The organism is Rahnella rivi (genome assembly GCF_019049655.1).
Taxonomy (GTDB): domain Bacteria; phylum Pseudomonadota; class Gammaproteobacteria; order Enterobacterales; family Enterobacteriaceae; genus Rahnella; species Rahnella rivi.
Genome location: NZ_JAFMOX010000054.1, coordinates 49,721 through 74,704, shown reverse-complemented (window position 1 = coordinate 74,704; position 24,984 = coordinate 49,721). Strand labels below are relative to the sequence as shown.

Below are 24,984 nucleotides of genomic sequence, written 5' to 3'. Positions count from 1 at the left end.
GATCCGTATGCCGGGGCTGGGTCTCGTTAGAAAGTTTAACGACTGGGTGATGGGCGCCAAAGAAAATGACGCCGTGACGCTGGTGCTGTATGACCGGACTCTGCTGTGGCTGACCTTTGGTCTGGCGATTGTCGGTTTCGTGATGGTGACCTCGGCATCGATGCCCATTGGACAGCGTCTGGCCGATGACCCGTTCCTGTTTGCCAAACGTGATGCGATTTACCTCGCACTGGCATTTGGGATGTCACTGGTCACCCTGCGCGTACCCATGGCGGTCTGGCAGAAATACAGCAACGTGCTGCTTTTGCTCTCAGTGGTCATGCTGCTGGTGGTGTTAGTGGTGGGGAGTTCCGTTAACGGGGCATCGCGCTGGATCTCCTTTGGTCCTCTGCGTATTCAGCCTGCTGAGTTTTCCAAGCTATCACTGTTCTGCTATCTCGCCAGCTATCTGGTGCGCAAGGTCGATGAGGTGCGCAGCAATTTCTGGGGATTTTGTAAGCCGATGGGTGTGATGGTTGTGCTGGCCGTGTTGCTGCTGGCTCAGCCTGACCTCGGTACGGTGGTTGTACTGTTTATCACCACGCTGGCGATGCTATTTCTGGCAGGGGCAAAAATGTGGCAGTTTTTGGCCATCATCGGCTCCGGAGCCTTTGCGGTTGTGCTGCTGATTATCGCCGAACCCTACCGTATGCGCCGCGTGACATCTTTCTGGAATCCGTGGGCCGATCCCTTTGGCAGTGGCTACCAGTTAACCCAGTCACTGATGGCCTTTGGCCGTGGTGAATTCTGGGGGCAAGGCCTCGGTAACTCGGTGCAAAAACTGGAGTATTTACCGGAAGCGCATACCGATTTTATCTTCTCCATTTTAGGCGAAGAACTGGGGTATTTCGGTGTGGTTTTAGCCCTGTTGATGGTATTCTTCGTCGCTTTTCGCGCGATGTCCATTGGACGCCGTGCTTTAGAGCTTGATCAGCGATTTTCCGGCTTTTTGGCCTGCTCAATCGGCGTGTGGTTTAGTTTCCAGGCGCTGGTAAACGTTGGGGCCGCAGCGGGAATGTTGCCGACCAAAGGTTTGACCCTGCCGCTCATCAGTTACGGTGGTTCGAGCCTGATCATTATGTCGACGGCAATCGTGTTATTGCTGCGAGTGGATTTTGAAACGCGGCTGGCTAAAGCCCAGGCGTTTGTAAGGAGTGCCCGATGAGTGGCAATACCCGGCGGTTAATGGTGATGGCAGGCGGTACCGGTGGGCATGTTTTCCCGGGGCTGGCTGTGGCACATCATCTGATGGAGCAAGGCTGGGAAGTCCGCTGGCTGGGAACCGAAGATCGTATGGAAGCAGATCTGGTTCCTAAACACGGTATTGGGATTGATTTTATTAAAATCTCAGGATTACGTGGGAAAGGTCTGAAAGCGCAACTCACAGCCCCAATTCGCATATATCATGCGTGGCGCCAGGCAAAAGTCATCATGAAACGTTTCCAGCCGGATGTGGTGCTTGGCATGGGCGGATACGTTTCTGGTCCCGGCGGGTTAGCCGCCTGGTCGCTGGGGATCCCGGTGGTGCTACACGAACAAAACGGTATTGCGGGCATGACCAACAAAGGTTTGTCGCACATTGCCAAAAAAGTATTGCAGGCATTTCCCGGCGCATTTCCTCATGCAGACGTGGTCGGTAATCCGGTGCGTACCGACGTACTGGCGCTGGAGTTGCCAGAAACCCGACTGGCCGGGCGTGAAGGGCCGATTCGCGTTTTAGTGATTGGCGGAAGTCAGGGCGCCCGAGTGCTCAATCAGAGCATGCCGGAATTGGCGGCGCTGATGGGTGACAAAATTACGCTGTGGCATCAGGTCGGTAAAGGTGCGCTGGAGTCAGTGAACCAGGCTTATGAAAAAGTCGGCCAGACTCAGCATAAAGTTACTGAATTTATTGATGACATGGCAGAAGCATACGCATGGGCGGATGTGGTGGTGTGTCGTTCCGGTGCCTTAACGGTCAGCGAAATTGCTGCGGCGGGTTTACCGGCGATATTTATCCCCTTCCAGCACAAAGATCGTCAGCAGTACTGGAATGCGCTGCCACTGGAGAAAGCCGGTGCAGCAAAGATTATCGAGCAGAAAGATTTTAGTGCTGCCGCAGTGGCCGATCTGATGGCCGGATGGGACAGAACCCATCTTATGGAAATGGCACGCGCTGCACGCGCAGCGGCCATCCCTGATGCGACAGAACGCGTGGCTGCCGAAGTGGTTGCCGCCAGTAAAAAATGAAATTGAACGGGCCATGCATTGCGTGGTCCCAGCCGTAAGAAACGGATTAATCAGTAACCTGAAATAGTGAATAAAAACGTGAATACACAACAATTGGCGAAACTGCGTACCTTCGTGCCCGAGATGCATCGTGTCCGGCACATTCACTTTGTTGGCATCGGTGGTGCCGGCATGGGTGGTATCGCCGAAGTGTTGGCCAATGAAGGCTATCAGATCAGCGGTTCTGACCTGGCACCGAATGCGGTGACGCAGCAACTGACTGCGCTGGGTGCGACGATTTATTTCAATCACCGCCCGGAGAATGTGCTCGATGCCAGCGTAGTGGTGGTTTCTACGGCGATCTCATCCGATAACCCGGAGATTGTCGCCGCCCGCGAAGCGCGGATCCCGGTGATCCGTCGTGCAGAAATGCTCGCCGAGCTGATGCGTTTTCGTCACGGTATCGCCGTGGCAGGTACGCACGGTAAAACCACGACGACAGCGATGGTGACCAGTATTTATGCCGAGGCCGGACTGGATCCGACCTTTGTAAACGGTGGTTTAGTGAAAGCGGCAGGCACGCATGCGCGTTTAGGCTCAAGCCGCTTCCTGATTGCAGAAGCCGACGAAAGCGATGCGTCGTTCCTGCACCTGCAACCGATGGTGGCGATTGTTACCAATATCGAAGCAGACCACATGGACACGTATCAGGGTGATTTTGAAAACCTGAAACAGACCTTTGTGAATTTCCTGCACAACCTGCCGTTCTATGGCCGTGCGGTGATGTGTATCGATGATCCGGTGATCCGTGAGCTGATCCCCCGTGTTGGCCGTCATATCACTACCTACGGCTTCAGCGAAGATGCAGATGTGATGATCGAAAGTTATCGTCAGGAAGGCGCGCAGGGGCACTTTACGTTGCGCCGTCATGATTTGCCGCAGATTACGGTGACGCTGAATGCGCCGGGCCGTCACAACGCCCTTAATGCTGCCGCCGCTGTTGCGGTAGCAACCGATGAAGGCATCAGCGACGACGCCATACTGCGCGCGCTGGAAGGTTTTCAGGGCACCGGGCGTCGTTTCGATTTCCTCGGCGAATTCGCGCTGGAAAATGTGAACGGCAAATCCGGCAGCGCCATGCTGGTTGATGACTACGGTCACCATCCGACAGAAGTGGACGCGACGGTCAAAGCCGCACGCGCGGGCTGGGCGAATAAACGCCTGGTCATGATTTTCCAGCCGCACCGGTACACGCGTACCCGTGATTTGTACGATGATTTTGCCAACGTGCTGTCTCAGGTTGATGTGCTGATCATGCTTGATGTTTACCCGGCTGGCGAAGCGCCGATCCCGGGTGCTGACAGCCGCTCGCTGTGCCGTACCATTCGCGCGCGTGGCAAGCTGGATCCCATTCTGGTGTCTGATATTGACGCTGTGCCTGAAAGCCTGGCGCAGATCCTCGAAGGGGACGATTTAGTTCTGGTTCAGGGCGCTGGCACGATTGGCAGAGTGGCCCGCAAATTGGCTGACCAAAAATTGCAGCCAGTGAAAAAAGGTGAAGAACATCATGTCTGAGAAAGTAGCAGTTTTATTTGGTGGTACTTCCGCAGAACGCGATGTGTCATTGCAGTCCGGCGCTGCGGTGCTGGCTGGCTTACGTGAATCCGGTGTGGATGCCCACGGCATCGACACCAAAACCTTTAATGTTGCACTGCTTAAAGAAGAAGGTTTCAGCAAAGTCTTTATCGCGCTACACGGTCGCGGGGGTGAAGACGGCACATTGCAGGGGCTGCTGGAGCAAATTGATTTGCCTTATACCGGCAGCGGCGTGATGGCATCCGCACTGACCATGGATAAGTTCCGCACCAAACTGGTGTGGCAGGCACTGGGTTTACCGGTTGCTCCGTTCGTGGCACTGCATCGCTCACAAATTGAAGCGGCAGGGCAGGGCACGTTAGCGGCAAAAATCGCTGAATTAGGCCTGCCGGTGATCGTGAAACCCAGTCGTGAAGGCTCCAGCGTAGGTATGAGCAAAGTGACGACTGAAAATGAGTTGTTACCTGCCTTACAGGAAGGCTTCCGCCATGACGATAACGTATTGATCGAAAAATGGCTAAGTGGTCCTGAATACACCGTGGCTATCGTGGGCGAGCAAATTATGCCTTCGATCCGTATTCAGCCTGCCGGTACCTTTTATGACTATCAGGCGAAGTATCTGTCTGATGAAACACAGTATTTTTGTCCAAGCGGTTTAAGTCAGGATCAGGAACAGCAATTGTCTGCACTGGCATTGCAGGCTTATCAGGCGCTCGATTGCAGCGGCTGGGGGCGTGTTGATGTGATGCAAGACAGCGATGGCAGTTTTAATCTGCTGGAAGTGAATACCTCACCGGGCATGACCAGTCATAGCCTGGTGCCGATGGCCGCGAAACAATTCGGGTTGAGCTTCCCGCAATTAGTTTTCCGTATTCTGGAACTGGCTGACTGATATGTCTCAAGCCGCCCTGAATACCCGAGAGCGAGAGACGGCCGAGAGCAATAATGGCGGCCGTCGCAGTAACGGCGGTCAGCTGGCAGGGATCGTATTCCTGCTGCTGGTTGCAGGCACTATTTTATGGAGCGCGTGGGCAGTTGTGGTCTGGATGCAGGACGCAAACCGACTGCCGCTGTCTCAGCTGGTGGTGACTGGCGAGCGTCATTACACCACTAACGACGATATTCGCCAGGCGATCTTGTCCTTAGGGGCGCCGGGCACGTTTATGACGCAGGATGTGAATGTCATCCAACAGCAGATTGAGCGATTGCCGTGGATTAAACAGGTCAGCGTCCGTAAGCAATGGCCGAATGAACTGAAGATTCACCTGGTGGAGTATGTGCCGGTCGCACACTGGAATGATTTGCACATGGTTGATGCTGACGGCAAGTCATTCAGCATACCTGCTGAACGTGTCGTCAATCAAAAAATGCCGTTGCTCTACGGTCCGGAAGGCAGTGAACAGGATGTTTTGCAAGGCTATCAAACGATGAGTCAGGCGCTGGCCGCCGGCAAGTTCACGTTGAAAGCCGTGGCAATGAGTGCACGCCACTCGTGGCAGTTAACCCTGGATAATGATATCCGGCTGGAATTGGGGAGAGATGACCGGATGGGACGTTTACAGCGTTTTATCCAACTTTATCCGCGTTTCCAGCAACAGGCTGACGCCGACAAAAAGCGCATCACTTATGTCGATTTACGTTATGACAGCGGTGCATCAGTGGGTTGGGCGCCAGAGTTTATTGACCAGCAAAACAGTAATCAGCAACAGAATCAGGCACAGGCTAAACAACAATGATCAAGTCGACGGACAGAAAACTGGTAGTTGGGCTGGAAATCGGTACTGCAAAAGTCGCCGCATTGGTGGGAGAAGTTCTGCCCGATGGCATGGTCAACATTATCGGTGTGGGCAGTTGCCCATCCCGGGGCATGGATAAAGGTGGCGTTAACGATCTGGAATCGGTGGTGAAATGCGTGCAGCGTGCCATCGATCAGGCCGAATTGATGGCTGATTGCCAGATTTCCTCTGTTTACCTTGCTTTGTCTGGTAAACATATCAGTTGTCAGAATGAAATAGGGATGGTTCCTATTTCAGAAGAGGAAGTGACGCAGGAAGATGTAGAGAACGTTGTGCATACCGCTAAGTCGGTACGCGTACGTGATGAGCATCGGGTATTGCACGTCATTCCTCAGGAATATGCCATCGATTATCAGGAAGGCATTAAAAATCCGGTCGGATTATCTGGCGTGCGTATGCAGGCTAAAGTCCACCTGATCACCTGCCATAACGATATGGCGAAGAACATTGTCAAAGCGGTTGAACGGTGCGGCCTGAAAGTTGATCAGCTCATTTTTGCCGGTCTGGCCTCCAGTTATGCCGTTCTGACCGAAGATGAACGCGAATTAGGTGTCTGTGTCGTCGATATTGGTGGCGGAACCATGGATATCGCTGTTTATACCGGTGGCGCACTGCGTCATACTAAGGTAATCCCTTATGCAGGGAATGTGGTCACCAGTGATATCGCTTACGCGTTCGGCACACCACCTACCGATGCCGAAGCGATCAAAGTTCGCCACGGTTGTGCATTAGGGGCGATTGTCGGCAAAGACGAAAATGTCGAAGTGCCGAGCGTAGGCGGACGTCCGCCACGCAGTCTGCAACGTCAGACACTGGCTGAAGTTATCGAGCCTCGTTATACAGAATTGCTGAATCTTGTGAACGACGAAATTTTGCAATTGCAGGAGCAGTTACGTCAGCAGGGCGTAAAACATCATCTGGCCGCAGGTATAGTTTTGACAGGCGGCGCAGCACAAATTGATGGTCTGGCAGCTTGTGCGCAGCGGGTATTCCATACCCAGGTGCGTATCGGGCAACCTCTGAACATCACCGGGCTGACAGATTATGCGCAGGAACCTTACTACTCAACTGCTGTAGGGCTGCTGCACTACGGGAAGGAGTCTCACCTCAGCGGTGAGGCAGAAGTGGAAAAACGCGCCTCAGTGGGCAACTGGTTCAAACGAATCAATAGCTGGCTGAGAAAAGAGTTTTAATGTTTTAACAACGGGATCATGCTTTTAAGTATTTCGATCCCGACGCGACAGGCACAAAACGGAGAGAAACTATGTTTGAACCTATGGAACTGACCAACGATGCGGTGATTAAAGTCATCGGCGTCGGCGGTGGCGGCGGTAACGCTGTCGAACACATGGTGCGTGAGCGCATCGAAGGTGTTGAATTCTTTGCCGTTAACACCGACGCTCAGGCGTTGCGCAAAACGGCAGTAGGCCAGACGATTCAGATCGGTAGCGGTATTACCAAAGGTCTGGGTGCTGGTGCGAACCCGGAAGTGGGTCGCAATTCTGCTGAAGAAGATCGTGAAGCCCTGCGTGCTGCGCTCGAAGGCGCTGACATGGTCTTTATCGCAGCGGGCATGGGCGGCGGTACCGGTACCGGTGCAGCGCCAGTGGTTGCTGAAGTAGCAAAAGATTTAGGTATTCTGACCGTTGCTGTCGTGACTAAGCCATTCAACTTTGAAGGCAAAAAACGCATGGCATTCGCGGAGCAGGGTATCGCTGAACTGTCCAAACACGTGGACTCCCTGATCACCATCCCGAACGACAAGCTGTTGAAAGTTCTGGGTCGCGGTATTTCTCTGCTGGACGCCTTCGGTGCGGCCAACGACGTGCTGAAAGGCGCGGTGCAGGGTATTGCTGAGTTGATCACCCGTCCGGGTCTGATGAACGTCGACTTCGCCGATGTGCGCACCGTTATGTCCGAAATGGGTTATGCCATGATGGGCTCCGGTGTGGCATGTGGTGAAGACCGTGCTGAAGAAGCGGCTGAAATGGCGATCTCCAGCCCGTTGCTGGAAGATATCGACCTGTCAGGCGCGCGCGGCGTTCTGGTCAACATTACTGCGGGCTTCGATCTGCGTTTGGATGAATTCGAAACGGTGGGTAACACCATCCGTGCTTTCGCCTCTGACAACGCCACCGTGGTTATCGGGACTTCTCTTGACCCGGAAATGAATGACGAACTGCGCGTGACAGTAGTGGCAACGGGTATCGGCATGGACAAACGTCCTGAGATCACCCTGGTGACCAACAAGCCAGCCAGCCAGCCTGTTATGGATCATCGCTACCAGCAGCACGGGATGTCTCCGTTGCCGCAGGAAACGAAGCCAGCTGCCAAAGTGGTCAACGATCAAAGCGCGCAATCTAATAAAGAGCCCGACTATCTGGACATCCCAGCCTTCCTGCGTAAGCAGGCAGACTAGTCTGAATTGTAGGATCTCCGCTCTTTGTGCTAAACTGTCCCGCCAACCTTAATGTACTATGCAAAGGTTGGCAGGATAGATGGATAACATTGCGAGATAAAAACGATGATCAAACAACGTACATTAAAACGTATCGTTCAGGCGACGGGCGTCGGTTTACATACCGGCAAGAAAGTCACCCTGACTCTGCGTCCTGCACCGGCCAATACCGGGGTCATCTATCGTCGCACTGACTTGAATCCACCGGTCGATTTCCCGGCAGATGCCAAATCCGTGCGTGATACCATGCTCTGTACTTGCCTGGTCAATGAGCATGACGTACGTATTTCTACGGTAGAGCACCTTAATGCGGCCCTCGCAGGTTTAGGCATCGATAACATCGTTATCGAAGTCGACGCGCCTGAAGTGCCTATTATGGACGGTAGTGCTGCACCTTTCGTCTATCTGTTGATGGATGCAGGGATTGAAGAGCTGAACTGCGCGAAGAAATTCCTGCGCATCAAGCAGACTGTGCGTGTTGAAGACGGTGATAAGTGGGCAGAGTTCAAACCATTCAATGGTTTCTCTCTGGATTTCACTATCGACTTCAATCACCCGGCGATTGATTCCAGCTCACAGCGCTACAAAATGAACTTCTCTGCAGAAGCATTTGTTCGCCAAATCAGCCGTGCGCGCACATTTGGTTTTATGCGTGATATCGAGTACCTGCAGTCACGTGGTTTGTGCCTGGGTGGCAGCTTTGATTGTGCGATTGTTGTAGATGATTACCGCGTACTTAACGAAGATGGCCTGCGTTTTGAAGATGAATTCGTTCGTCACAAAATGCTTGATGCTATCGGCGACCTGTTCATGTGCGGCCATAACATTATTGGTGCGTTTACCGCATTCAAATCTGGTCACGCTCTGAACAACAAGTTACTGCAAGCGGTATTGGCGCAGCAGGAAGCCTGGGAACTCGTTACATTCCAGGATGAAGCTGAAGTGCCATTGGCTTTTAAAGCCCCTTCTACCGTATTGGCATAATCGGTACAGATATTACTGTTTTACTTATTACGACTGGTTGTTCTGGCACTCTCTCCGGCCAGGTCAGCCAGTCGTTCTAATGCCTTCCTCAGTTTTTCCGGGCTTCGGCTCGCCAGTCCTCTCAATTCATTAGCACTCTGCGAACTCAAATGCCGTACCGGCATAGACTCTGCTGCGATCGTTTTATTTTTCTGAGCAATTTGCGAAGCATTTTCCATTTTAGCCATCAACGAGGGATTAATCCTGATGTCGATTGATGACAATGATGGTAGAATTTGCGCTCGAAGTGCAGAGAGTAATGCGGGTTGTTCATAGCGTAATCGCATCATCCAGCTGGCATTAGCAATTTCCAGCACTAAAACTCCCTGTCGATAATTACCGACACGACACCATGGTTGCATGGGTGACGGTAAAAGCCCCTTCACTGCGCGGTTTAGTTTTAATAAAGCCGCAGCGCGCTGTTGAACAATTCGCAGCGGGCTTTGTTCCGTTGAAGAGGCGTCATCGAACAGGATATCTAATAATTGTGGGCGACTATCGCGCATGATGGGCTCCGGCGGATTGTAAACGTGTGATTGGTATTCTAAATCGTTGGCGACAATTTGGCAGAAGGTATTTTTGGCCGCATCTCCTCCTGGGGATGGTCGCGGCTAGCCTTGGCGTGTCGACGAATCTCTCACAAACTGAACTGGTTGCCGTTCCTAATACGTCTTCAAGTCTAAACCGTCTCAACATCGGCAGTACAGGGCTGAGTAATCTGGCATTACTCCAGGCGCATCGCCGCCCGTCTTTCGGTGTCGATTACTGGCAGCAGCATGCACTACGTACCGTTATTCGTCATCTTTCTTTTGCTCTGGCACCGCAGGTTGTTTATACCGCTGCACCGGAAGTCGTTGCTAAAGACGCAGAGCCGCTGCATGTCCAGCAACTCGCTTTACTGGTCACCCTGAATGCCTTACTGACACATGAATCCAAACCTCCGGTTATCATTCGTCATACGCAACAGCCTTTCCTCTCTCATGCTTCATCGCATCAAACCGGCCTGTGGTTAGCACAGGTGCAAGGCATTCGTGCCGGCCCGGCCTCTCTGATTTAACAGACTGTAATTGTAAAATCTATCTATAAATCAATAAATTAGTGGCTACCTAAGGTGGCCTCCAAGAGATATTAAGCACTATGTTAATCAAATTATTGACCAAAGTTTTTGGTAGCCGTAATGATCGTACCCTGCGCCGTATGCGCAAAGTGGTTGACCTTATCAACCGCATGGAACCTGAAATTCAAAAGTTGACCGATGAGCAACTGCAAGCGAAAACCAACGAGTTCCGCGAGCGTTTGGCGAAAGGTGAAGTGCTTGAAAATCTGATCCCTGAAGCTTTTGCTGTCGTACGTGAATCCAGTAAACGTGTCTTTGGCATGCGCCACTTCGACGTGCAGTTGCTCGGCGGTATGGTACTTAACGAACGCTGCATCGCAGAAATGCGCACCGGTGAAGGTAAAACACTGACCGCAACGCTGCCTGCTTATCTGAACGCATTGAGCGGTAAGGGCGTTCACGTTGTTACCGTCAACGATTACCTGGCACAGCGTGACGCCGAAAATAACCGTCCACTGTTTGAATTCCTGGGTCTGAGCATCGGTATTAACTTACCGGGTATGCCTTCTCCGGCTAAGCGTGCGGCTTATGCTGCAGATATCACCTACGGTACCAACAACGAATACGGTTTTGACTACCTGCGTGACAACATGGCGTTCAGCCCTGAAGAACGTGTTCAGCGTAAGCTGCACTATGCGCTGGTGGATGAGGTTGACTCCATCTTGATCGATGAAGCGCGTACTCCGCTGATCATCTCCGGCCCGGCCGAAGACAGCTCAGAAATGTACACCCGCGTTGATAAGCTGATTCCAAAACTGATCCGTCAGGAAAAAGAAGACTCCGATTCCTTCCAGGGCGAAGGCCACTTCTCAGTGGATGAAAAAGCGCGTCAGGTTCACCTGACTGAGCGCGGTCTGATTCTGATCGAAGAACTGCTGATGGAAGCGGGTATCATGGAAGAGGGCGAATCCCTCTATTCCCCGACTAACATCATGCTGATGCACCACGTGACCGCCGCGCTGCGTGCACACGTGCTGTTTACCCGCGATGTGGATTACATTGTGAAAGACGGTGAAGTTATCATCGTCGACGAACACACTGGCCGTACCATGCAGGGCCGTCGTTGGTCAGATGGTCTGCATCAGGCGGTTGAAGCGAAAGAAGGCGTTGATATCCAAAACGAAAACCAGACGCTGGCTTCCATTACCTTCCAGAACTACTTCCGTCTGTACGAAAAACTGGCCGGTATGACCGGTACTGCGGACACCGAAGCATTCGAATTCAGTTCCATTTATAAACTCGATACCATTGTTGTGCCAACTAACCGCCCGATGGTGCGTAAAGACATGGCCGATCTGGTCTACATGACAGAAATGGAAAAAATTGGCGCAATCATTGAAGACATTCGCAATTGCACCGCGAATGGCCAGCCGGTATTGGTGGGGACTATCTCAATTGAGAAATCAGAAGTTGTCTCAAATGAGCTGACCAAAGCCGGTATCGCACACAGCGTACTGAACGCGAAATTCCACGCTAAAGAAGCGGACATTGTTTCCCAGGCGGGCCAGCCAAGTGCGGTAACGATCGCCACCAACATGGCCGGTCGTGGTACGGATATCGTATTGGGCGGCAGCTGGCAGGTTGAAGTTGAGAATCTCGGCGAAGAAGCGACAGACGAGAAAATCGCAGAAATTAAAGCAGCATGGCAGATTCGTCACGATGCCGTGCTGGCTTCCGGTGGTTTACACATCATTGGTACCGAGCGTCATGAATCACGCCGTATCGATAACCAGCTGCGTGGCCGTGCGGGTCGTCAGGGTGATGCGGGTTCATCACGCTTCTATCTGTCCATGGAAGATGCTCTGATGCGTATCTTCGCGTCTGACCGTGTAACTGGCATGATGCGTAAACTGGGGATGAAACCAGGCGAAGCCATTGAGCATCCTTGGGTGACCAAAGCGATTGCTAATGCGCAGCGTAAAGTAGAAAGCCGCAACTTCGATATTCGTAAGCAATTGCTGGAATATGATGATGTGGCAAGCGACCAGCGTCGTGCGATCTACAGCCAGCGTAACGAACTGCTGGACGTGTCCGACGTGAGCGAAACCATCGCCAGCATTCGTGAAGACGTGTTCAAAAGCACTATCGACAGCTACATTCCGCCACAGTCTCTGGAAGAAATGTGGGATGTTGAAGGTCTGGAACAGCGTCTGAAAACCGATTTCGAGCTGGAAATGCCGATTTCGGAGTGGCTGGATAAAGAGCCAGAACTGCATGAAGAAACACTGCGCGACCGTATCATGGAAATCGCGAAAGAATCTTACGCCCGTAAAGAAGAAGTCGTTGGCGCTGAAATGATGCGCAACTTCGAAAAAGGCGTGATGCTGCAAACCCTTGACTCCCTGTGGAAAGAGCATCTGGCCGCAATGGATTACCTGCGTCAGGGTATTCACTTACGTGGCTATGCGCAGAAAGATCCGAAGCAGGAGTACAAACGTGAATCCTTCGCCATGTTTGCTTCTATGCTGGAATCGCTGAAATACGAAGTGGTCAGCGTACTCAGCAAAGTACAGGTACGTATGCCTGAAGAAGTAGAAGCGATGGAGATTCAGCGTCGTGAAGAAGCTGAACGTCTGGCGCGTCAGCAACAGCTGAGCCATCAGGATCAGCAGGAAATCGAAGTGGCCGAAGCCGCGCGTCTTGCTTCTTCTGGCGAACGCAAAGTAGGTCGTAACGATCTCTGCCCATGCGGTTCCGGCAAGAAATACAAACAATGCCATGGCAGCCTGCAAAAGTAAGATCTCAGGCTAAGTCATCGTGTTAATCTTAAAGGCGGCTAATCACCGCCTTTATTTTTGTCTTAAAAAGTACGGTTTCAGTACAGGATTCTTGGTCAGGAGAAAGGTGAGAACTGTGACGATTAAGCAACTGAATATCTCAGTCGGCATCATCCGCAATGAGCAGAAAGAAATTTTTATCACCCAGCGTGATGCCTCATCACACATGGCCGGATGTTGGGAGTTTCCCGGCGGTAAGATAGAAGCGGGTGAGTCGCCGGAACAGGCCGTCATTCGTGAGTTACAGGAAGAAGTGGGGATAAATGCAACATCTCCAGTGTTGCTGAAAACGTTAGAGCATCGCTTCTCCGATCGCATTATCACTTTGCATTTCTTTTTGGTACAAAGCTGGCAGGGCGAACCTTACGGCAAAGAAGGGCAGCCTAAGCGCTGGGTTGCACAGTCTGAGTTGGATGAAACTGAATTTCCACCAGCGAACGAAGAGATAGTCAAGGCACTGAAAAATAACCAGTTATAATGTTATACCTCTCGCAAAAAAGGGGCTGAAGCCCCTTTCTGTGTCATTCCTTTCTACGCTTGTTTGCTGCGTTAAATCTCTTCTTCGCTCCACTCATCCAGATCGTTGATATCCCCTTTGCTGGGAATACGTTTCTCTTCATCGGCCCATTCGCCGAGATCGATCAACTGGCAGCGTTTACAACAAAATGGGCGGTAAGGGCTTTGTTCGCCCCAGACCACTGTTTTGCCACAGGTCGGGCAATTTACTTCAATAATTTCGGGATCCATTTGCAACTCCTAGCAGCAGGCAAGATCAAAATTCAGTCGCGCGGGAACCACACCATGTTCGCTGTCGAGGGGTAAAAAGCGAATGGCATAACGGGTTTTGTGCCCGGACACTTGCGGGTAAAGCAGATTTTCCATCGACAGACGTAATCGTAACAGATCTGCGCCTTCCGCATTGTCCTGGAAAAAGCCGTTAAGGCTGATTTGATTGCGAAATACGCCTGACTGACGGATTAAATCCAGCACCATTGTGAGCGAGTTATTTAACGGAGCCAGAGTTTCCAGCCAGTTTTGAACTTCGCCATCCCTCTGAGATTGCGCCAAATGCAGCCAGATATGCAGCGTCGGTAAATCAAAGCTGCAGCAACCGCCAGGAATACTCAGGCGTTGACGAACCAGCGCGATCATCCGGTCTTCTTTCAATGCCTGACCAATTCTGGGGGCTTTCATCAGGATGCCTGCGCACTGCTTTAGCTCTGCCCGAATTCCTTCAATGCGAGATATATCTACGCCAGGGACATCCTGCCACTGGGAGAGTTTCTGTTGCTGTCTTTCCAGCTCTTTCAGCAAATCCGTACGTACTTCCCCGCGCTCTAAAACATCCAGCAGATCGGATGCAGTGCGGAAAAACAGCAACGCAGAAGAAATATCAGTAACTTGCGCATTGGCATGCAGTTGCTGTAACAAAAACTCAATGCGTAGCCAGGTACGCATTTTTTCATTTAGAGGATGTTCAAAAAGAACGGTGGCTGCTGCTTCACTCATGCTTGGCAATATCCTGTCTGTTTTCCCCTTGATATTCTGATGAATTATTCAGGGGATACTGATGCCGCAAATGTTAAATAGCGGCTATGTAATTGGGCAACACGCGATTCAATCGTTTCAGGATCGCCGCTGTTATCAATAATGTCATCCGCGCAGGCCAGTCGTTTTTCACGGCTCACCTGCGCAGCAATAATACTTTCAGCCTGCTGACGGCTGATGCCATCGCGCTGCATTGTGCGCACAAGCTGGGTTTGTGGATCAACGTCTACAACTAAAACGCGATTTGCCTGCGCCTGTAACCCATTTTCAACCAGTAACGGCACCACCCACAGCACGTAAGCCGTTTCAGCCTGCCTTATAAACTGCTGAGTACGCGCATGAATAACGGGATGGAGCAGTTGATTCACCCAGGCTTTTTCAGCCGGATGACTGAAAATGCATTCTCTCAAAGCGGCTCGATTTAACGAACCATCATCAAGAATAATATCTTTACCAAAGTGTTTGCTCAGTTCATCCAGCGCCGGTTCACCGGGAGCCACAACCTGACGTGCAATGATATCAGCATCGACAATGCTCACCCCGCGGCGGGCAAAGCTTTCGGCTACGGTACTTTTTCCGCTTCCTATGCCTCCGGTCAATGCAACGATATAGGCCATGCTGATGCTCTGATAGAATTAGTTGGGTAAATGATAAAGAGATTATGAGTAAGTGCAAGCCGCTCTCGTATTGGTTTTGGACTGGAAAAATTAATCAGCTACACAATCAAAAGTCTGTGATGTGCGCTGTAAAAGCCATCTTGCCGTTGTCATTTTCCTGTGTATGATAAAACCACTGGAAAGGGTGTCTAATTTTCTGCTGCCACCCTAGCGACCCGTCGCCAAACCAGGACAAACCCGTCATGCGCATTGAAGAAGATTTGAAGTTAGGTTTTAAAGACGTACTTATCCGCCCGAAACGTTCCACCCTCAAAAGCCGTTCCGAAGTAGAGCTGGAGCGCACCTTCACATTTAAACACTCTGCTATCAGCTGGTCTGGCACGCCAATTATTGCCGCCAATATGGATACCGTTGGTACATTCCGTATGGCGACTGTGCTGGCATCATTCGGGATGCTGACCGCAGTCCATAAGCATTACACCGTAGAGCAATGGCAAGCTTTCATCTCCTCTGCTGATGAATCAGTACTGCGCAATGTGATGGTTTCAACCGGAACGTCAGAAGCTGATTTCGTCAAAACCCTGCAAATTCTCGCGATGTCGCCTCTGCTGAAGTTTGTGTGTCTTGATGTTGCTAACGGCTATTCAGAACACTTTGTGGATTTCCTGCGGCGTGTGCGTGAAGCTTGCCCGGATAAAGTGATCTGTGCAGGTAATGTTGTCACCGGTGAAATGGTGGAAGAATTGATCCTCTCTGGCGCAGACATCGTTAAAGTTGGCATCGGTCCGGGTTCCGTTTGTACCACCCGCGTCAAAACCGGTGTAGGTTATCCGCAACTTTCTGCCGTGATTGAATGTGCTGATGCAGCCCATGGTTTAGGCGGACAGATCGTCAGCGATGGTGGCTGTGCTGTTCCGGGTGACGTAGCCAAAGCCTTCGGCGGCGGTGCCGATTTCGTTATGCTCGGCGGTATGCTGGCTGCGCACGAAGAATGTGAAGGTTCAGTGGTTGAAGAAAATGGCGAAAAATTCATGCTGTTTTACGGCATGAGTTCTGAATCAGCGATGAAACGCCACGTGGGCGGCGTCGCGGAATATCGCGCCGCAGAAGGCAAAACGGTGAAATTACCCCTTCGTGGTCCGGTAGAAAACACTGTCCGCGATATTCTCGGCGGCTTGCGTTCAGCCTGCACCTATGTGGGCGCCGACCGCCTGAAAGAGCTGACGAAACGCACTACCTTTATCCGCGTTGCGGAGCAGGAAAACCGGTTGTTCGGCGGCAAATAACCCATCGTCATTCAGGCTAAATAACGGCGAAATAATTTTCGCCGTTTTCTGTTTATGCACAGATTCAACATTGCCATCCTCAGCCCATCACCGAGCCCAGCTGGAATATCGGCAGATACATCGCTATCACTAATCCGCCAACAATCACGCCCATTACTGCCATAAGTACCGGTTCAATCGTTTGTGACAAGGTGTCTGCCAGCGAATTTGCTTTTTCATTATGCAGATGCGCCAGTTTTAGCAGTAACTCATCCAGCGATCCTGACTCCTCACCTATTTTGATTAGTTGCTGGCACAGCGATGGAAACAGCGGCGACTGTACAAAAGCTTTGTGTAAGGGCACACCCTGCATAATCTGCTCACGGATCTGACCGAGTGCGGTCTGAAAATGCAGGTTAGACATTGAGGCCGATGCGGCTGCCAGCCCTGCAATCAATGTCATACCCGCCTGCTGCGTCATCGCCAGAGTCTGAAATATCTGGCTCAGGCAGCTGTCGGTGACCAGCCGTGATGTTAACGGCAGCGTGAGCAGCAGCTTTTGTTCCCTCAGTTTCCACCTTTTTTGCGGATGCAATTTGCGCAGATAAGCAAAACAGCAAAGGGATAAAATACCTGCCAGCCACGGGCCAGTTCCAATCAAAACCTCAGAGGTGGCTACCAGCATGCGGGTAAACCAGGGTAACTGCGCATCGAAGGATGCGTAGATTTTGGCAAACTCTGGCAGAACCATCGTCAGCATCAGCAGCGTCACCAGGGTGGCGATAACGCTGACAATCAGCGGATAGCGCAATGCTTTTTTCACCTTCGCCTTCAGTTCCGCTTGCTGCTCCTGCTGGGCTGCCAGTTGTAAACAACACTGATCCAGTTGTCCTGTGAGCTCACCAATGGAGATTATCTGCCGGTAGATATCCGGGAAGACGTCCGGATACGCATTGAGCATTTCCGATAAAGGTTTACCTTCGCGTACCCCTTTGGCGATATTGTGCAGGACGCACTGCCATGCTGGTTTCGGATGTTCACCGGCCAGCAGCGTAAGGCTGTTAACCAGCGGCAGCCCCGCCTGCAACAATGTAGCGAGCTGCCTGATTATCGATACCCGCTCCTGATTCTTCCAGAAACGCCGGTGCAGGCTCTGCTTCATGTGAATCTTTAGCGGCTGCAAACCAGCAGCGAAAAGCTGCTGGTAAATGCCCTCTTTACTGACCTCAATGCTGTCGCCATCCTGGATACTTCCCTGGCTATCGATAGCCTGCCAGTGATAGAGCTTCCACGTTTGATGAAGCACTGACAAATCACTCATGCACCGGTTCCCTCGCCGGTGACGCGATAGAGTTCCTCAAGCGAGGTAATACCTTGTTCCACCAGCAGCATCCCGGCTTCCTGTAAGGTGATCTGCCCCTGCTCGCGGGCGATTTTGATAAGTTCGTTCACGGTGGCTTCTGCAACCAGCGCCTGTTGTAAACGGGGCGTGATGTTCAGCGTTTCATAAATACCTGTCCGTCCGTAATAGCCTGAAAAACACTGATGACATCCGGCTGCCTGCCAGAGCGGTACTTGTCTTCCTTGTCCGTTTTCGCCATTCCCGACAAATGACATGTGCGCCTTACGGCAATGCGGACAGAGTTTTCGCACCAGCCGTTGGGCAATCACCAGCCGCAAACTGGCGGCAATGTGAAAGCCTTCGATGCCCATCTGACGCAGGCGGGTCAGGGTTTCGCAGGTAGAATTGGTGTGCAGCGTTGAAAGCACCAGGTGACCGGTTTGCGCTGCTTTTACCGCGATCTCAGCCGTTTCTTTATCACGGATCTCACCGACCATGATGACATCAGGATCCTGACGCAGTAACGCCCGTAAAACACTGGCAAAGCTGAGATCTGTTTTGCTGTTAATCTGCGTTTGATTAATACCGCTGACGGGAATTTCGATCGGATCTTCCACGCTGCAAATATTGCGTGAGATGGCATTCAGTTCACGCAAGCCGCTGTAGAGCGTCACGGTCTTGCCACTGCCGGTCGGGCCGGTGACCAGAATCAGCCCCTGCGGATGTTTCAGTGCCGCCTTGAAATATCCCAGATCTCTCAGGGTGAGTCCCAGCTGCGACATCGCCAGATCTTGCTGGGTCATGTGCAGAATACGCAGCACGATTTTCTCGCCATGCAGCGTCGGCAAAGAGGAAACGCGCATCGAGTAGCGCTGATTTTGCAGCACCACCGACAGCTGTCCGTCCTGTGGTAAACGACGTTCAGCGACGTTCAGTTGTCCCATGATTTTGAGCCTTGCACAGACGCTGGCCGCCATCGAAAATTCAGGGCCGGGGATCTCCTGCAACACGCCGTCAATGCGTACACGGACACGGAAGCAGTTTTCATAAGGTTCGAAATGAACATCCGATGCCCGGCGGGTAATCGCTTGTCTCAGGATCTGATTAAGAACATTAATCACCGGCGCGTCACTCTGGTCATTCAGTTCGTTGGCTTCTGGCCTTTTAGAATCCCCATTCCCTGCTTCTTGTGGTGATTCCGCGCCGTCTTTTTCCATCATTTGTTCCAGCCTTGCCTGCGGCCAGCGCTCCAGCTGAACTTTCAGTCCGCTGGCAAAACGCAAAACATTGCCTAACGTCTCGGCATCGGGTTCCGCCTCATGGCAGGCGACGCGCAAGGTTTGATCGTCGCGGTGCAGTATCACCGCTTTATAACGCTGACAAAGTGCATCAAGCGACGCCTCGCTTTGCAGGCGATCACTGTCAGGCGGGGAAACGGGACGCAGTGGCATATCGGTCATCATGGCGCTCCTGTGGTATCAAAGCGGAATACGCTTTCGCATGCTTCCACCATCGACGAACTCTCGGCATTGGTGCAGCTTCTGCTCCAGACAATACCGCCTGCCTGGATATCCGGGGCGGGAGTCATCACAACGCTCAGGCCTTTAAGCGCCTGCTGGCCTGTCAGTGAAATCACCCCCGCGTTCACCTGTATCTGGCTGACGTAACGGCTGGTGGCCGTCGCAGGGATCCCCTGCGTGCCTGCGTTGCAGCTCGTCAGCGCACCTGCATCTATCACGCACAGCTCGACGCCGGTTTTATAGGGCACCATGGTTTGCAGCATGTCAGTCAGGGCTGCTTTCTGGATGTAACTTTGGTAGGCGGGAATGCCGATGGCGCTCAGGATCGCAATAATTGCGATGACCACCATCAGTTCTATAAGGGTAAATCCTTGTTGCCGGTGCATGGCTTTCTCCGTTTTGTGTAACTGCATGGATGTTGCTCAGGCAGCAAACTAAACGGAGAGAAATTCTGATTCCAGCGTCATTTATGGCTTCTCCGCGATGCCTTCCAGGATAACTATGCAAGGGAAAAAGGCTGTCAAAACTTTTGCGCGGCGTCTCGCAATAATGATGCGGCGTTCAAAAAGAGGGTTGGCAGCGTGCAGGGGAGAATGAGAGGGTAATGCAGCAAGTACGAAATAGTCCGAAGAAGTCGTATTGCCCCGGAAAGGATATCCGGGGCAATAGCGCATCGGTTAATCAGTTGAAACGCATCGAAAGATCCATCGCGCGGACATGTTTGGTCAGTGCGCCAACAGAAATGTAATCCACGCCTGTTTCAGCGAATTCGCGCAGTGTTTTTTCGGTGACGTTGCCAGACACTTCCAGCAATGCGCGGCCAGCAGTCAGGGTGACGCCTTCGCGCATCATCGGCACGGTGAAGTTATCCAGCATGATGATGTCAGCACCGGCATCCAGCGCCTGCTGAAGTTCGTCGAGTGACTCGACCTCTACTTCAACCGGCACATCCGCGTGGATCCACAGCGCACGTTCGACGGCGGCTTTGATCGAGCCACAGGCAATAATATGGTTTTCTTTGATCAGAAACGCGTCGGCGAGGCCCAGACGGTGATTGCTACCGCCGCCGCACAGTACGGCATATTTCAGCGCAGTACGCAGGCCGGGCAAGGTTTTACGCGTATCCAGCAGTTGGGTTTTAGTGCCTGCAAGCAGTTTCACATAGTGGCTGACTTCGGTGGCTACGCCAGAGAGCGTCTGGACAAAATTGAGCGCAGTACGTTCGCCGGTCAGCAGCATGCGGGCAGATCCGGATAGCTCGCATAATGTCTGGTTTTCAGACAGGGTATCGCCGTCTTTGACATGCCATTTGACGGTAATTTTATCGCCTGCCAGCTGGGTGAACACTTCATCCAGCCAGCGCTGGCCACAAAAAACACCGGCTTCACGGGTGATAATTGTCGCGCTTGCACTCTTGTCTTGCGGCAACAATTGCGCAGTTAAGTCATTGTTGGCATTGGCTTCGCCGCCAAGGTCTTCACCTAAAGCCTGAGTCACAAGTAAGGGGATATCATTCTGAATACGTTCGAGTAACTGTGCGCGGCGACTTTCAGGGCTGTAGCTGCGGGTAGACATACAAATACTCCGAAATGGCGGATAAGAAGGACAAAAAAACATGCTACCCTGTTGCTGTGATAAGTACCACCCAAGCACATCATTGAGGTCATTGATGCACTTAGAACATGGCTGGATTGCCGGGGCCCGGCAGGTAGTTTCTCCCCATTCTGATCTCCGTCCTGAAGACGAAATCCCCTCGCTGTTAGTGATCCATAACATCAGTTTGCCGCCCGGAAAATTTGGTGGCCCTCATATTGACCAGCTGTTTACCGGCACGCTGAATCCGCAGGATGATCCTTATTTCGAAGGGATCCACCAGTTGCGCGTTGCCGCGCATTGCCTGATCCGGCGTGACGGCGAAATCGTCCAATATGTGCCTTTTGATAAACGTGCCTGGCATGCGGGCGTTTCAAGCTGGCAGGGGCGGGAGCGATGTAATGATTTTTCTATCGGTATTGAGATGGAGGGCACTGATTTCGAGCCTTTCACCGAGGCGCAATATCGCAGCCTCGCAAGCGTTACCGAGTTGTTAATTAAGCACTATCCGATTAGTCTGGATGCCATTACCGGACACAGTGACATCGCGCCAGGGCGTAAAACGGATCCTGGTCCTGAGTTTGACTGGGCATTTTATCGCAAGCTGTTAACACCCATCGCAGGGCAAAATGTCTCTGCTGACTCGTGAATGAACGCGGGTTCGGGATTCTGTTTTCTGCGAGTGATGTGTTGAGAGAGAGTGAGAATCGATGACGTTATTTACTTTATTGCTGGTGCTGGCTTGGGAACGGTTGTTCAAACTGGGTGAACACTGGCAGTTGGATCATCGGTTTGAGGTGATTTTCAACCGTGGACGGCAGACGTCTCTGGCGAAAACGCTGGCGATAACCGTGGTCTGGATGGCGGTCATTTGGGCGATTTTGCGTGCAGTGCAGGGCCTGTTCTTCGGTGTTCCTTCACTGGTGTTATGGGTGATTATCTGTCTGTTGTGCATTGGTGCTGGCGTTAAACGCAAACACTATCGCGCCTATCTCAAATCAGCCCGTCAGGGCAATATTGATGCCACGAAAGAAATGGCGGAAGAGCTGGCGTTGATTCACGGGCTGCCTGCGGACTGCAGTGAAGAGGCTCGTTTGCGGGAGCTGCAAAATGCGCTGCTGTGGATTAACTTCCGTTATTATCTGGGGCCGCTATTTTGGTTCGTGGTCTGCGGGCCTTACGGGCCTGTTGCACTGGGTGGGTATGCCGTATTACGTGGCTATCAGACCTGGCTGGCGCGCCACATGATGCCGCTTAAACGTGCTCAGTCCGGTGTCGATAGCCTGTTGCATATTCTGGACTGGATCCCGGTGCGGCTGGCGGGCGCGGCGTATGCCCTGCTCGGGCACGGTGAAAAAGCGTTGCCGGCGTGGTTCGCCTCGCTGGGAGATATTCATTCTTCGCAATATCACGTTCTGACCCGCCTGGCGCAGTTCTCACTGGCACGCGATCCCCATACGGATCCGGTTCAGACGCCGCGTGCAGCCGTCGGGCTGGCGCGAAAGGTCACTATGATTATTCTGGTCGTGGTTGCGCTGTTAACGATTTATGGTGCGTTGATTTAACGGCAAAAGTACCGCCTGTCTGCGCTATATAAAATCTGCATAAAAAAGCCCGGCACATTCACATGGCCGGGCTTTTTGCATGTTATTCAGGACTTAAAGGGTTGTTGCAGCGTCAGCGGGCGGTTATCTGCGGCGGGTTCACCGAAGTCCGGCAGTCCGTTCTCATCCCAGCGGAAGGTTTTGATACGGGTATGGCGGTTTGGATCGTACAACGGGTCACCTTCAATCTCAGTGTAATTGCGCGCGTGATAAACCAGCACATCCTCACCTTGCTCGTTGCGGGTGAAGCTGTTGTGGCCGGGCCCGAACTGTCTGTTGCCCGCGTGAGTGGTGAATACCGGACGGTCAGATTTACGCCACGCTTTAGCGTCCAGCAGATTGCTGTTGATATCCGCCGTCAGTAAACCGATGCAGTAATTTTCATCAGTGGCGCTGGCGGAATAGGTGATGAAAATCTTATCACCATGCTTAATCACTGCCGGGCCTTCGTTTACCCAAAAACCGATGATTTCCCAGTCCAGCTCAGGTTTGCTGAGCATGACGGGGGGCGATTTCAGTGTCCACGGGTTTTCCATTTCGGCCAGATACAGGTTGGAGTTGCCCTGAATAGCCGGATCTTTCTGCGCCCACAGGTAATAATTTTTCCCCTGGTGCTCAAAATGCGTGGCGTCAAGCGAGAAGCTGTCGAGAGGGGTCTGGATCCGGCCTTTCTCCTGCCAGACTCCGCTGAGCGGGTCAGCATCTTCGCAAACCAGCGCATACATACGGTGCTGGAATAATCCGTCCACAATCTCCTGCGAAGGCGCTGCGGCATAATAAATCACCCATTTCCCGTCGATGAAGTGCAGCTCCGGCGCCCAGATAAGTGCGCTCATCGGGCCGGTATCCGGTTTATGCCAGATGATTTTTGCAGGCGCATCAGCAAGGCCGGCCAGCGTTTCAGAACGACGGATTTCCAGCCGGTCATATTCCGGCACTGAGGCGATGAAGTAATAATTGCCATCGTTGTGCAGCCAGATATGCGGGTCGGCACGTTGCTCGATAAGAGGATTTGGATAATTACTCATGTTTAAGCTCCTTGCTGTGCAGCGGAACAGAACCTGCGTCCGGTGCATTTTTCGTGTCGTGATATTCATTCAGCTCGCGATAATTACGGCGGCGTATTTCAAGATCAGACTGAATGGTGCGCATCATCTCGCGGTCAACTTTCAGTAAACGCACTACGCCTGCAGTGATCAGATAGCCAATGCCTGGGATCACCGTGAACAGCAGCACGATACCGTTGATTGCGTGATCGCTTTGACGGGCAGCCCCTGCATCGTATCCATAACCAGAGAGCAGGAAGCCGACCATTGCCCCGGCCACGGCCAGGCCGCATTTCAGGAAGAACAGGTTACCGGAGAAGCTGATGCCGGTGATACGTTTGCCGGTTTTCCATTCGCCGTAGTCATCCACGTCTGCCATCAGTGACCAGTGCAGCGGGGAAGGGAGCTGGTGCATGATGTTCAGGATGAAGTAGGCCACCAAAATCAGCGTTGTCGCGTGCGGATCGAGGAAATAGAAGCCGCAGGAGAAAATGGTCAGAATGATGTTTGCCCAGAAGAATACTTTCAGTTTGCAGTATTTATCCGTCAGCGGTTTCGCCAGCGCGCTGCCAATCATCATGCCAACCACGCCGAGGCTGATAAACATACTGGCGAACGAGGTGGATTTCTCCATCACCCAGGTAACGTAATACATGGTCGCTGCCATACGGATAAAGCCCGGACACACGTTGCAGAAGGTGAGCAGCAGAATGCGCACCCACTGGTCGTTTTTCCAGATGTCTTTCAGGTCAGATTTGAGCGCATGTTTGGCAGGCACCGCCGGCTGGATACGTTCTTTCACAAAGCTGAAGCAGAACAGGAACATAAACAGCGCGATGATCGCCATGACACCCATCGACATCTGATAGCCCTTCGCTTTGTCTGCGCCACCGAACCAGTCGGCCATCGGCAGTAATGTTGAAGACAAAATCAGCGTGGCAATCCCTACCATAAAGAAGCGGTATGACTGGCAGGCAACGCGCTCATGAGGGTCGGCCGTGATCACACCGCCGAGCGAGCAGTAAGGGATGTTGATGGCCGTATAGGTCAGCGACATCAGGAAGTAGGTGACAAATGCATAGATTACTTTGCTGTTGTAGGACCAGTCTGGCGTGGTAAACATCAGCACGCTGAACAGGACATAAGGCACACATATCCATAACAGATAAGGACGGAACCGGCCCCAGCGGGTTGTGGTACGGTCGGCGATAGCCCCCATGATCGGGTCGGTGACGGCATCAATGACGCGTACCGAAAGCAGTAATATGCCCACCAAAGCCGGAGCCAGACCGAAGACGTCCGTATAAAAATAATTAAGAAACAGCATGATGGCGCCGCCAATCATGTTGCACCCTGCGTCCCCCATGCCGTACGCCACTTTCTCTCTAAATGACAGCGCGCCTTCCTTCATGGATGTAGTCTCCGGCTAGTAGTT

24 protein-coding genes are annotated in these 24,984 nt (G+C 52.3%); 14 read left to right on the top strand and 10 right to left on the bottom strand.

Annotation, left to right across the window (positions count from 1 at the left end; all coding sequences use genetic code 11):
• The first annotated feature begins 1 nt into the window (after position 1).
• From ftsW to lpxC, 8 genes are all read left to right on the top strand, one after another.
• A complete protein-coding gene (gene ftsW / locus J1779_RS08590) occupies positions 2–1,204 on the top strand; it encodes a cell division protein FtsW (RefSeq protein WP_122094590.1) in 1,203 nt (400 codons plus the stop codon).
• Positions 1,201–2,268 carry an undecaprenyldiphospho-muramoylpentapeptide beta-N-acetylglucosaminyltransferase gene (murG, locus tag J1779_RS08585; RefSeq protein ID WP_056776960.1) on the top strand — a complete coding sequence of 356 codons (1,068 nt, stop codon included), beginning with the start codon at positions 1,201–1,203 and terminating at the stop codon, positions 2,266–2,268. The genes ftsW and murG overlap by 4 nt, the downstream gene beginning before the upstream one ends.
• A gap of 78 nt (positions 2,269–2,346) precedes the next feature.
• Positions 2,347–3,822 (top strand): UDP-N-acetylmuramate--L-alanine ligase, encoded by a 1,476-nt coding sequence (gene murC / locus J1779_RS08580; RefSeq protein WP_056777225.1) that lies wholly within the window; start codon positions 2,347–2,349, stop codon positions 3,820–3,822.
• Complete coding sequence (locus J1779_RS08575) at positions 3,815–4,735, top strand: D-alanine--D-alanine ligase (protein WP_217203561.1); 921 nt, start codon at positions 3,815–3,817, stop codon at positions 4,733–4,735. Before murC ends, J1779_RS08575 begins: the two co-directional genes overlap by 8 nt.
• 1 nt (position 4,736) lies before the next feature.
• The gene (ftsQ, locus tag J1779_RS08570) at positions 4,737–5,579 is read left to right on the top strand and encodes a cell division protein FtsQ (RefSeq protein WP_056776967.1); all 843 of its coding nucleotides are present in this window, start codon (positions 4,737–4,739) and stop codon (positions 5,577–5,579) included.
• Complete coding sequence (gene ftsA / locus J1779_RS08565; RefSeq protein ID WP_056776972.1) at positions 5,576–6,832, top strand: cell division protein FtsA; 1,257 nt, start codon at positions 5,576–5,578, stop codon at positions 6,830–6,832. The genes ftsQ and ftsA overlap by 4 nt, the downstream gene beginning before the upstream one ends.
• Before the next feature lie 71 nt (positions 6,833–6,903).
• Positions 6,904–8,058: a cell division protein FtsZ gene (ftsZ, locus tag J1779_RS08560; protein WP_013577005.1), complete on the top strand. Its 1,155-nt coding sequence runs from the start codon at positions 6,904–6,906 to the stop codon at positions 8,056–8,058.
• Between the two features lie 105 nt (positions 8,059–8,163).
• Positions 8,164–9,081 (top strand): UDP-3-O-acyl-N-acetylglucosamine deacetylase, encoded by a 918-nt coding sequence (gene lpxC / locus J1779_RS08555; RefSeq protein WP_056776976.1) that lies wholly within the window; start codon positions 8,164–8,166, stop codon positions 9,079–9,081.
• Positions 9,082–9,101: 20 nt separating this feature from the next.
• Here the strand turns inward: lpxC and J1779_RS08550 are convergent, their stop codons facing one another.
• Positions 9,102–9,626 carry a DUF721 domain-containing protein gene (locus J1779_RS08550; protein ID WP_056776980.1) on the bottom strand — a complete coding sequence of 175 codons (525 nt, stop codon included), beginning with the start codon at positions 9,624–9,626 and terminating at the stop codon, positions 9,102–9,104.
• A 26-nt stretch (positions 9,627–9,652) separates the two neighbouring features.
• Here J1779_RS08550 and secM point away from each other — a divergent pair, with 26 nt between their 5' ends.
• The 3 genes from secM (at position 9,653) to mutT (ending at position 13,492) form a co-directional block, all read left to right on the top strand.
• The gene (gene secM / locus J1779_RS08545) at positions 9,653–10,177 is read left to right on the top strand and encodes a secA translation cis-regulator SecM (protein ID WP_056776984.1); all 525 of its coding nucleotides are present in this window, start codon (positions 9,653–9,655) and stop codon (positions 10,175–10,177) included.
• 80 nt (positions 10,178–10,257) lie between these two features.
• Positions 10,258–12,975, top strand: a complete 2,718-nt coding sequence (secA, locus tag J1779_RS08540) for a preprotein translocase subunit SecA (protein WP_056776988.1) — start codon at positions 10,258–10,260, stop codon at positions 12,973–12,975.
• Between the two features lie 121 nt (positions 12,976–13,096).
• Entirely contained in the window at positions 13,097–13,492 is a 396-nt protein-coding gene (mutT, locus tag J1779_RS08535; protein ID WP_217203586.1) for an 8-oxo-dGTP diphosphatase MutT, read from the top strand.
• Positions 13,493–13,563: 71 nt separating this feature from the next.
• On the opposite strand, the gene yacG is transcribed toward mutT, so the two are convergent.
• From yacG to coaE, 3 genes are read right to left on the bottom strand one after another with little or no spacing between them, the layout of a single operon-like run.
• Positions 13,564–13,761, bottom strand: a complete 198-nt coding sequence (yacG, locus tag J1779_RS08530; RefSeq protein WP_056776990.1) for a DNA gyrase inhibitor YacG — start codon at positions 13,759–13,761, stop codon at positions 13,564–13,566.
• Between the two features lie 9 nt (positions 13,762–13,770).
• On the bottom strand, positions 13,771–14,523 hold the full coding sequence (gene zapD / locus J1779_RS08525) for a cell division protein ZapD (RefSeq protein ID WP_183848583.1): 753 nt from the start codon (positions 14,521–14,523) through the stop codon (positions 13,771–13,773).
• Between the two features lie 44 nt (positions 14,524–14,567).
• Positions 14,568–15,179: a dephospho-CoA kinase gene (gene coaE / locus J1779_RS08520; protein ID WP_217203560.1), complete on the bottom strand. Its 612-nt coding sequence runs from the start codon at positions 15,177–15,179 to the stop codon at positions 14,568–14,570.
• Between the two features lie 242 nt (positions 15,180–15,421).
• Between coaE and J1779_RS08515 the strand changes: the two genes are divergently transcribed.
• Positions 15,422–16,465, top strand: a complete 1,044-nt coding sequence (locus J1779_RS08515; protein ID WP_056777001.1) for a GMP reductase — start codon at positions 15,422–15,424, stop codon at positions 16,463–16,465.
• 79 nt (positions 16,466–16,544) lie between these two features.
• On the opposite strand, the gene hofC is transcribed toward J1779_RS08515, so the two are convergent.
• The 4 genes from hofC to nadC all read right to left on the bottom strand — a co-directional run bounded on the left by hofC (position 16,545) and on the right by nadC (position 20,881).
• Positions 16,545–17,765, bottom strand: a complete 1,221-nt coding sequence (hofC, locus tag J1779_RS08510) for a protein transport protein HofC (protein WP_217203559.1) — start codon at positions 17,763–17,765, stop codon at positions 16,545–16,547.
• Positions 17,762–19,246, bottom strand: a complete 1,485-nt coding sequence (gspE, locus tag J1779_RS08505) for a type II secretion system protein GspE (protein ID WP_217203585.1) — start codon at positions 19,244–19,246, stop codon at positions 17,762–17,764. Before gspE ends, hofC begins: the two co-directional genes overlap by 4 nt.
• Positions 19,246–19,692 carry a prepilin peptidase-dependent pilin gene (gene ppdD / locus J1779_RS08500; RefSeq protein ID WP_122094589.1) on the bottom strand — a complete coding sequence of 149 codons (447 nt, stop codon included), beginning with the start codon at positions 19,690–19,692 and terminating at the stop codon, positions 19,246–19,248. The genes gspE and ppdD overlap by 1 nt, the downstream gene beginning before the upstream one ends.
• 295 nt (positions 19,693–19,987) lie before the next feature.
• A complete protein-coding gene (nadC, locus tag J1779_RS08495) occupies positions 19,988–20,881 on the bottom strand; it encodes a carboxylating nicotinate-nucleotide diphosphorylase (RefSeq protein WP_136375833.1) in 894 nt (297 codons plus the stop codon).
• Between the two features lie 94 nt (positions 20,882–20,975).
• Between nadC and ampD the strand changes: the two genes are divergently transcribed.
• Both ampD and ampE read left to right on the top strand, forming a co-directional pair.
• The gene (gene ampD, locus J1779_RS08490; RefSeq protein WP_217203558.1) at positions 20,976–21,548 is read left to right on the top strand and encodes a 1,6-anhydro-N-acetylmuramyl-L-alanine amidase AmpD; all 573 of its coding nucleotides are present in this window, start codon (positions 20,976–20,978) and stop codon (positions 21,546–21,548) included.
• A gap of 61 nt (positions 21,549–21,609) precedes the next feature.
• A complete protein-coding gene (gene ampE, locus J1779_RS08485; protein ID WP_217203557.1) occupies positions 21,610–22,464 on the top strand; it encodes a beta-lactamase regulator AmpE in 855 nt (284 codons plus the stop codon).
• Between the two features lie 86 nt (positions 22,465–22,550).
• Here the strand turns inward: ampE and J1779_RS08480 are convergent, their stop codons facing one another.
• Entirely contained in the window at positions 22,551–23,531 is a 981-nt protein-coding gene (locus tag J1779_RS08480; protein WP_136375835.1) for a glycoside hydrolase family 43 protein, read from the bottom strand.
• Positions 23,524–24,960, bottom strand: a complete 1,437-nt coding sequence (locus tag J1779_RS08475; protein WP_217203556.1) for an MFS transporter — start codon at positions 24,958–24,960, stop codon at positions 23,524–23,526. The genes J1779_RS08480 and J1779_RS08475 overlap by 8 nt, the downstream gene beginning before the upstream one ends.
• Positions 24,961–24,984: the final 24 nt, after the last annotated feature.

What these genes read in the sequence shown, in the direction of transcription:
- lpxC (WP_056776976.1), top strand. Translation starts at nt 8,164, where the DNA reads ATGATCAAACAACGTACATTAAAACGTATCGTTCAGGCGACGGGCGTC.
- secA (WP_056776988.1), top strand. Translation starts at nt 10,258, where the DNA reads ATGTTAATCAAATTATTGACCAAAGTTTTTGGTAGCCGTAATGATCGT.
- zapD (WP_183848583.1), bottom strand. Translation starts at nt 14,523, where the DNA reads ATGAGTGAAGCAGCAGCCACCGTTCTTTTTGAACATCCTCTAAATGAA.
- murG (WP_056776960.1), top strand. Translation starts at nt 1,201, where the DNA reads ATGAGTGGCAATACCCGGCGGTTAATGGTGATGGCAGGCGGTACCGGT.
- ftsZ (WP_013577005.1), top strand. Translation starts at nt 6,904, where the DNA reads ATGTTTGAACCTATGGAACTGACCAACGATGCGGTGATTAAAGTCATC.
- J1779_RS08480 (WP_136375835.1), bottom strand. Translation starts at nt 23,531, where the DNA reads ATGAGTAATTATCCAAATCCTCTTATCGAGCAACGTGCCGACCCGCAT.
- J1779_RS08475 (WP_217203556.1), bottom strand. Translation starts at nt 24,960, where the DNA reads ATGAAGGAAGGCGCGCTGTCATTTAGAGAGAAAGTGGCGTACGGCATG.
- ppdD (WP_122094589.1), bottom strand. Translation starts at nt 19,692, where the DNA reads ATGCACCGGCAACAAGGATTTACCCTTATAGAACTGATGGTGGTCATC.
- ampD (WP_217203558.1), top strand. Translation starts at nt 20,976, where the DNA reads ATGCACTTAGAACATGGCTGGATTGCCGGGGCCCGGCAGGTAGTTTCT.
- J1779_RS08575 (WP_217203561.1), top strand. Translation starts at nt 3,815, where the DNA reads ATGTCTGAGAAAGTAGCAGTTTTATTTGGTGGTACTTCCGCAGAACGC.
- J1779_RS08550 (WP_056776980.1), bottom strand. Translation starts at nt 9,626, where the DNA reads ATGCGCGATAGTCGCCCACAATTATTAGATATCCTGTTCGATGACGCC.
- ampE (WP_217203557.1), top strand. Translation starts at nt 21,610, where the DNA reads ATGACGTTATTTACTTTATTGCTGGTGCTGGCTTGGGAACGGTTGTTC.
- nadC (WP_136375833.1), bottom strand. Translation starts at nt 20,881, where the DNA reads ATGTCTACCCGCAGCTACAGCCCTGAAAGTCGCCGCGCACAGTTACTC.
- ftsA (WP_056776972.1), top strand. Translation starts at nt 5,576, where the DNA reads ATGATCAAGTCGACGGACAGAAAACTGGTAGTTGGGCTGGAAATCGGT.
- ftsQ (WP_056776967.1), top strand. Translation starts at nt 4,737, where the DNA reads ATGTCTCAAGCCGCCCTGAATACCCGAGAGCGAGAGACGGCCGAGAGC.
- coaE (WP_217203560.1), bottom strand. Translation starts at nt 15,179, where the DNA reads ATGGCCTATATCGTTGCATTGACCGGAGGCATAGGAAGCGGAAAAAGT.
- yacG (WP_056776990.1), bottom strand. Translation starts at nt 13,761, where the DNA reads ATGGATCCCGAAATTATTGAAGTAAATTGCCCGACCTGTGGCAAAACA.
- gspE (WP_217203585.1), bottom strand. Translation starts at nt 19,246, where the DNA reads ATGACCGATATGCCACTGCGTCCCGTTTCCCCGCCTGACAGTGATCGC.
- J1779_RS08515 (WP_056777001.1), top strand. Translation starts at nt 15,422, where the DNA reads ATGCGCATTGAAGAAGATTTGAAGTTAGGTTTTAAAGACGTACTTATC.
- hofC (WP_217203559.1), bottom strand. Translation starts at nt 17,765, where the DNA reads ATGAGTGATTTGTCAGTGCTTCATCAAACGTGGAAGCTCTATCACTGG.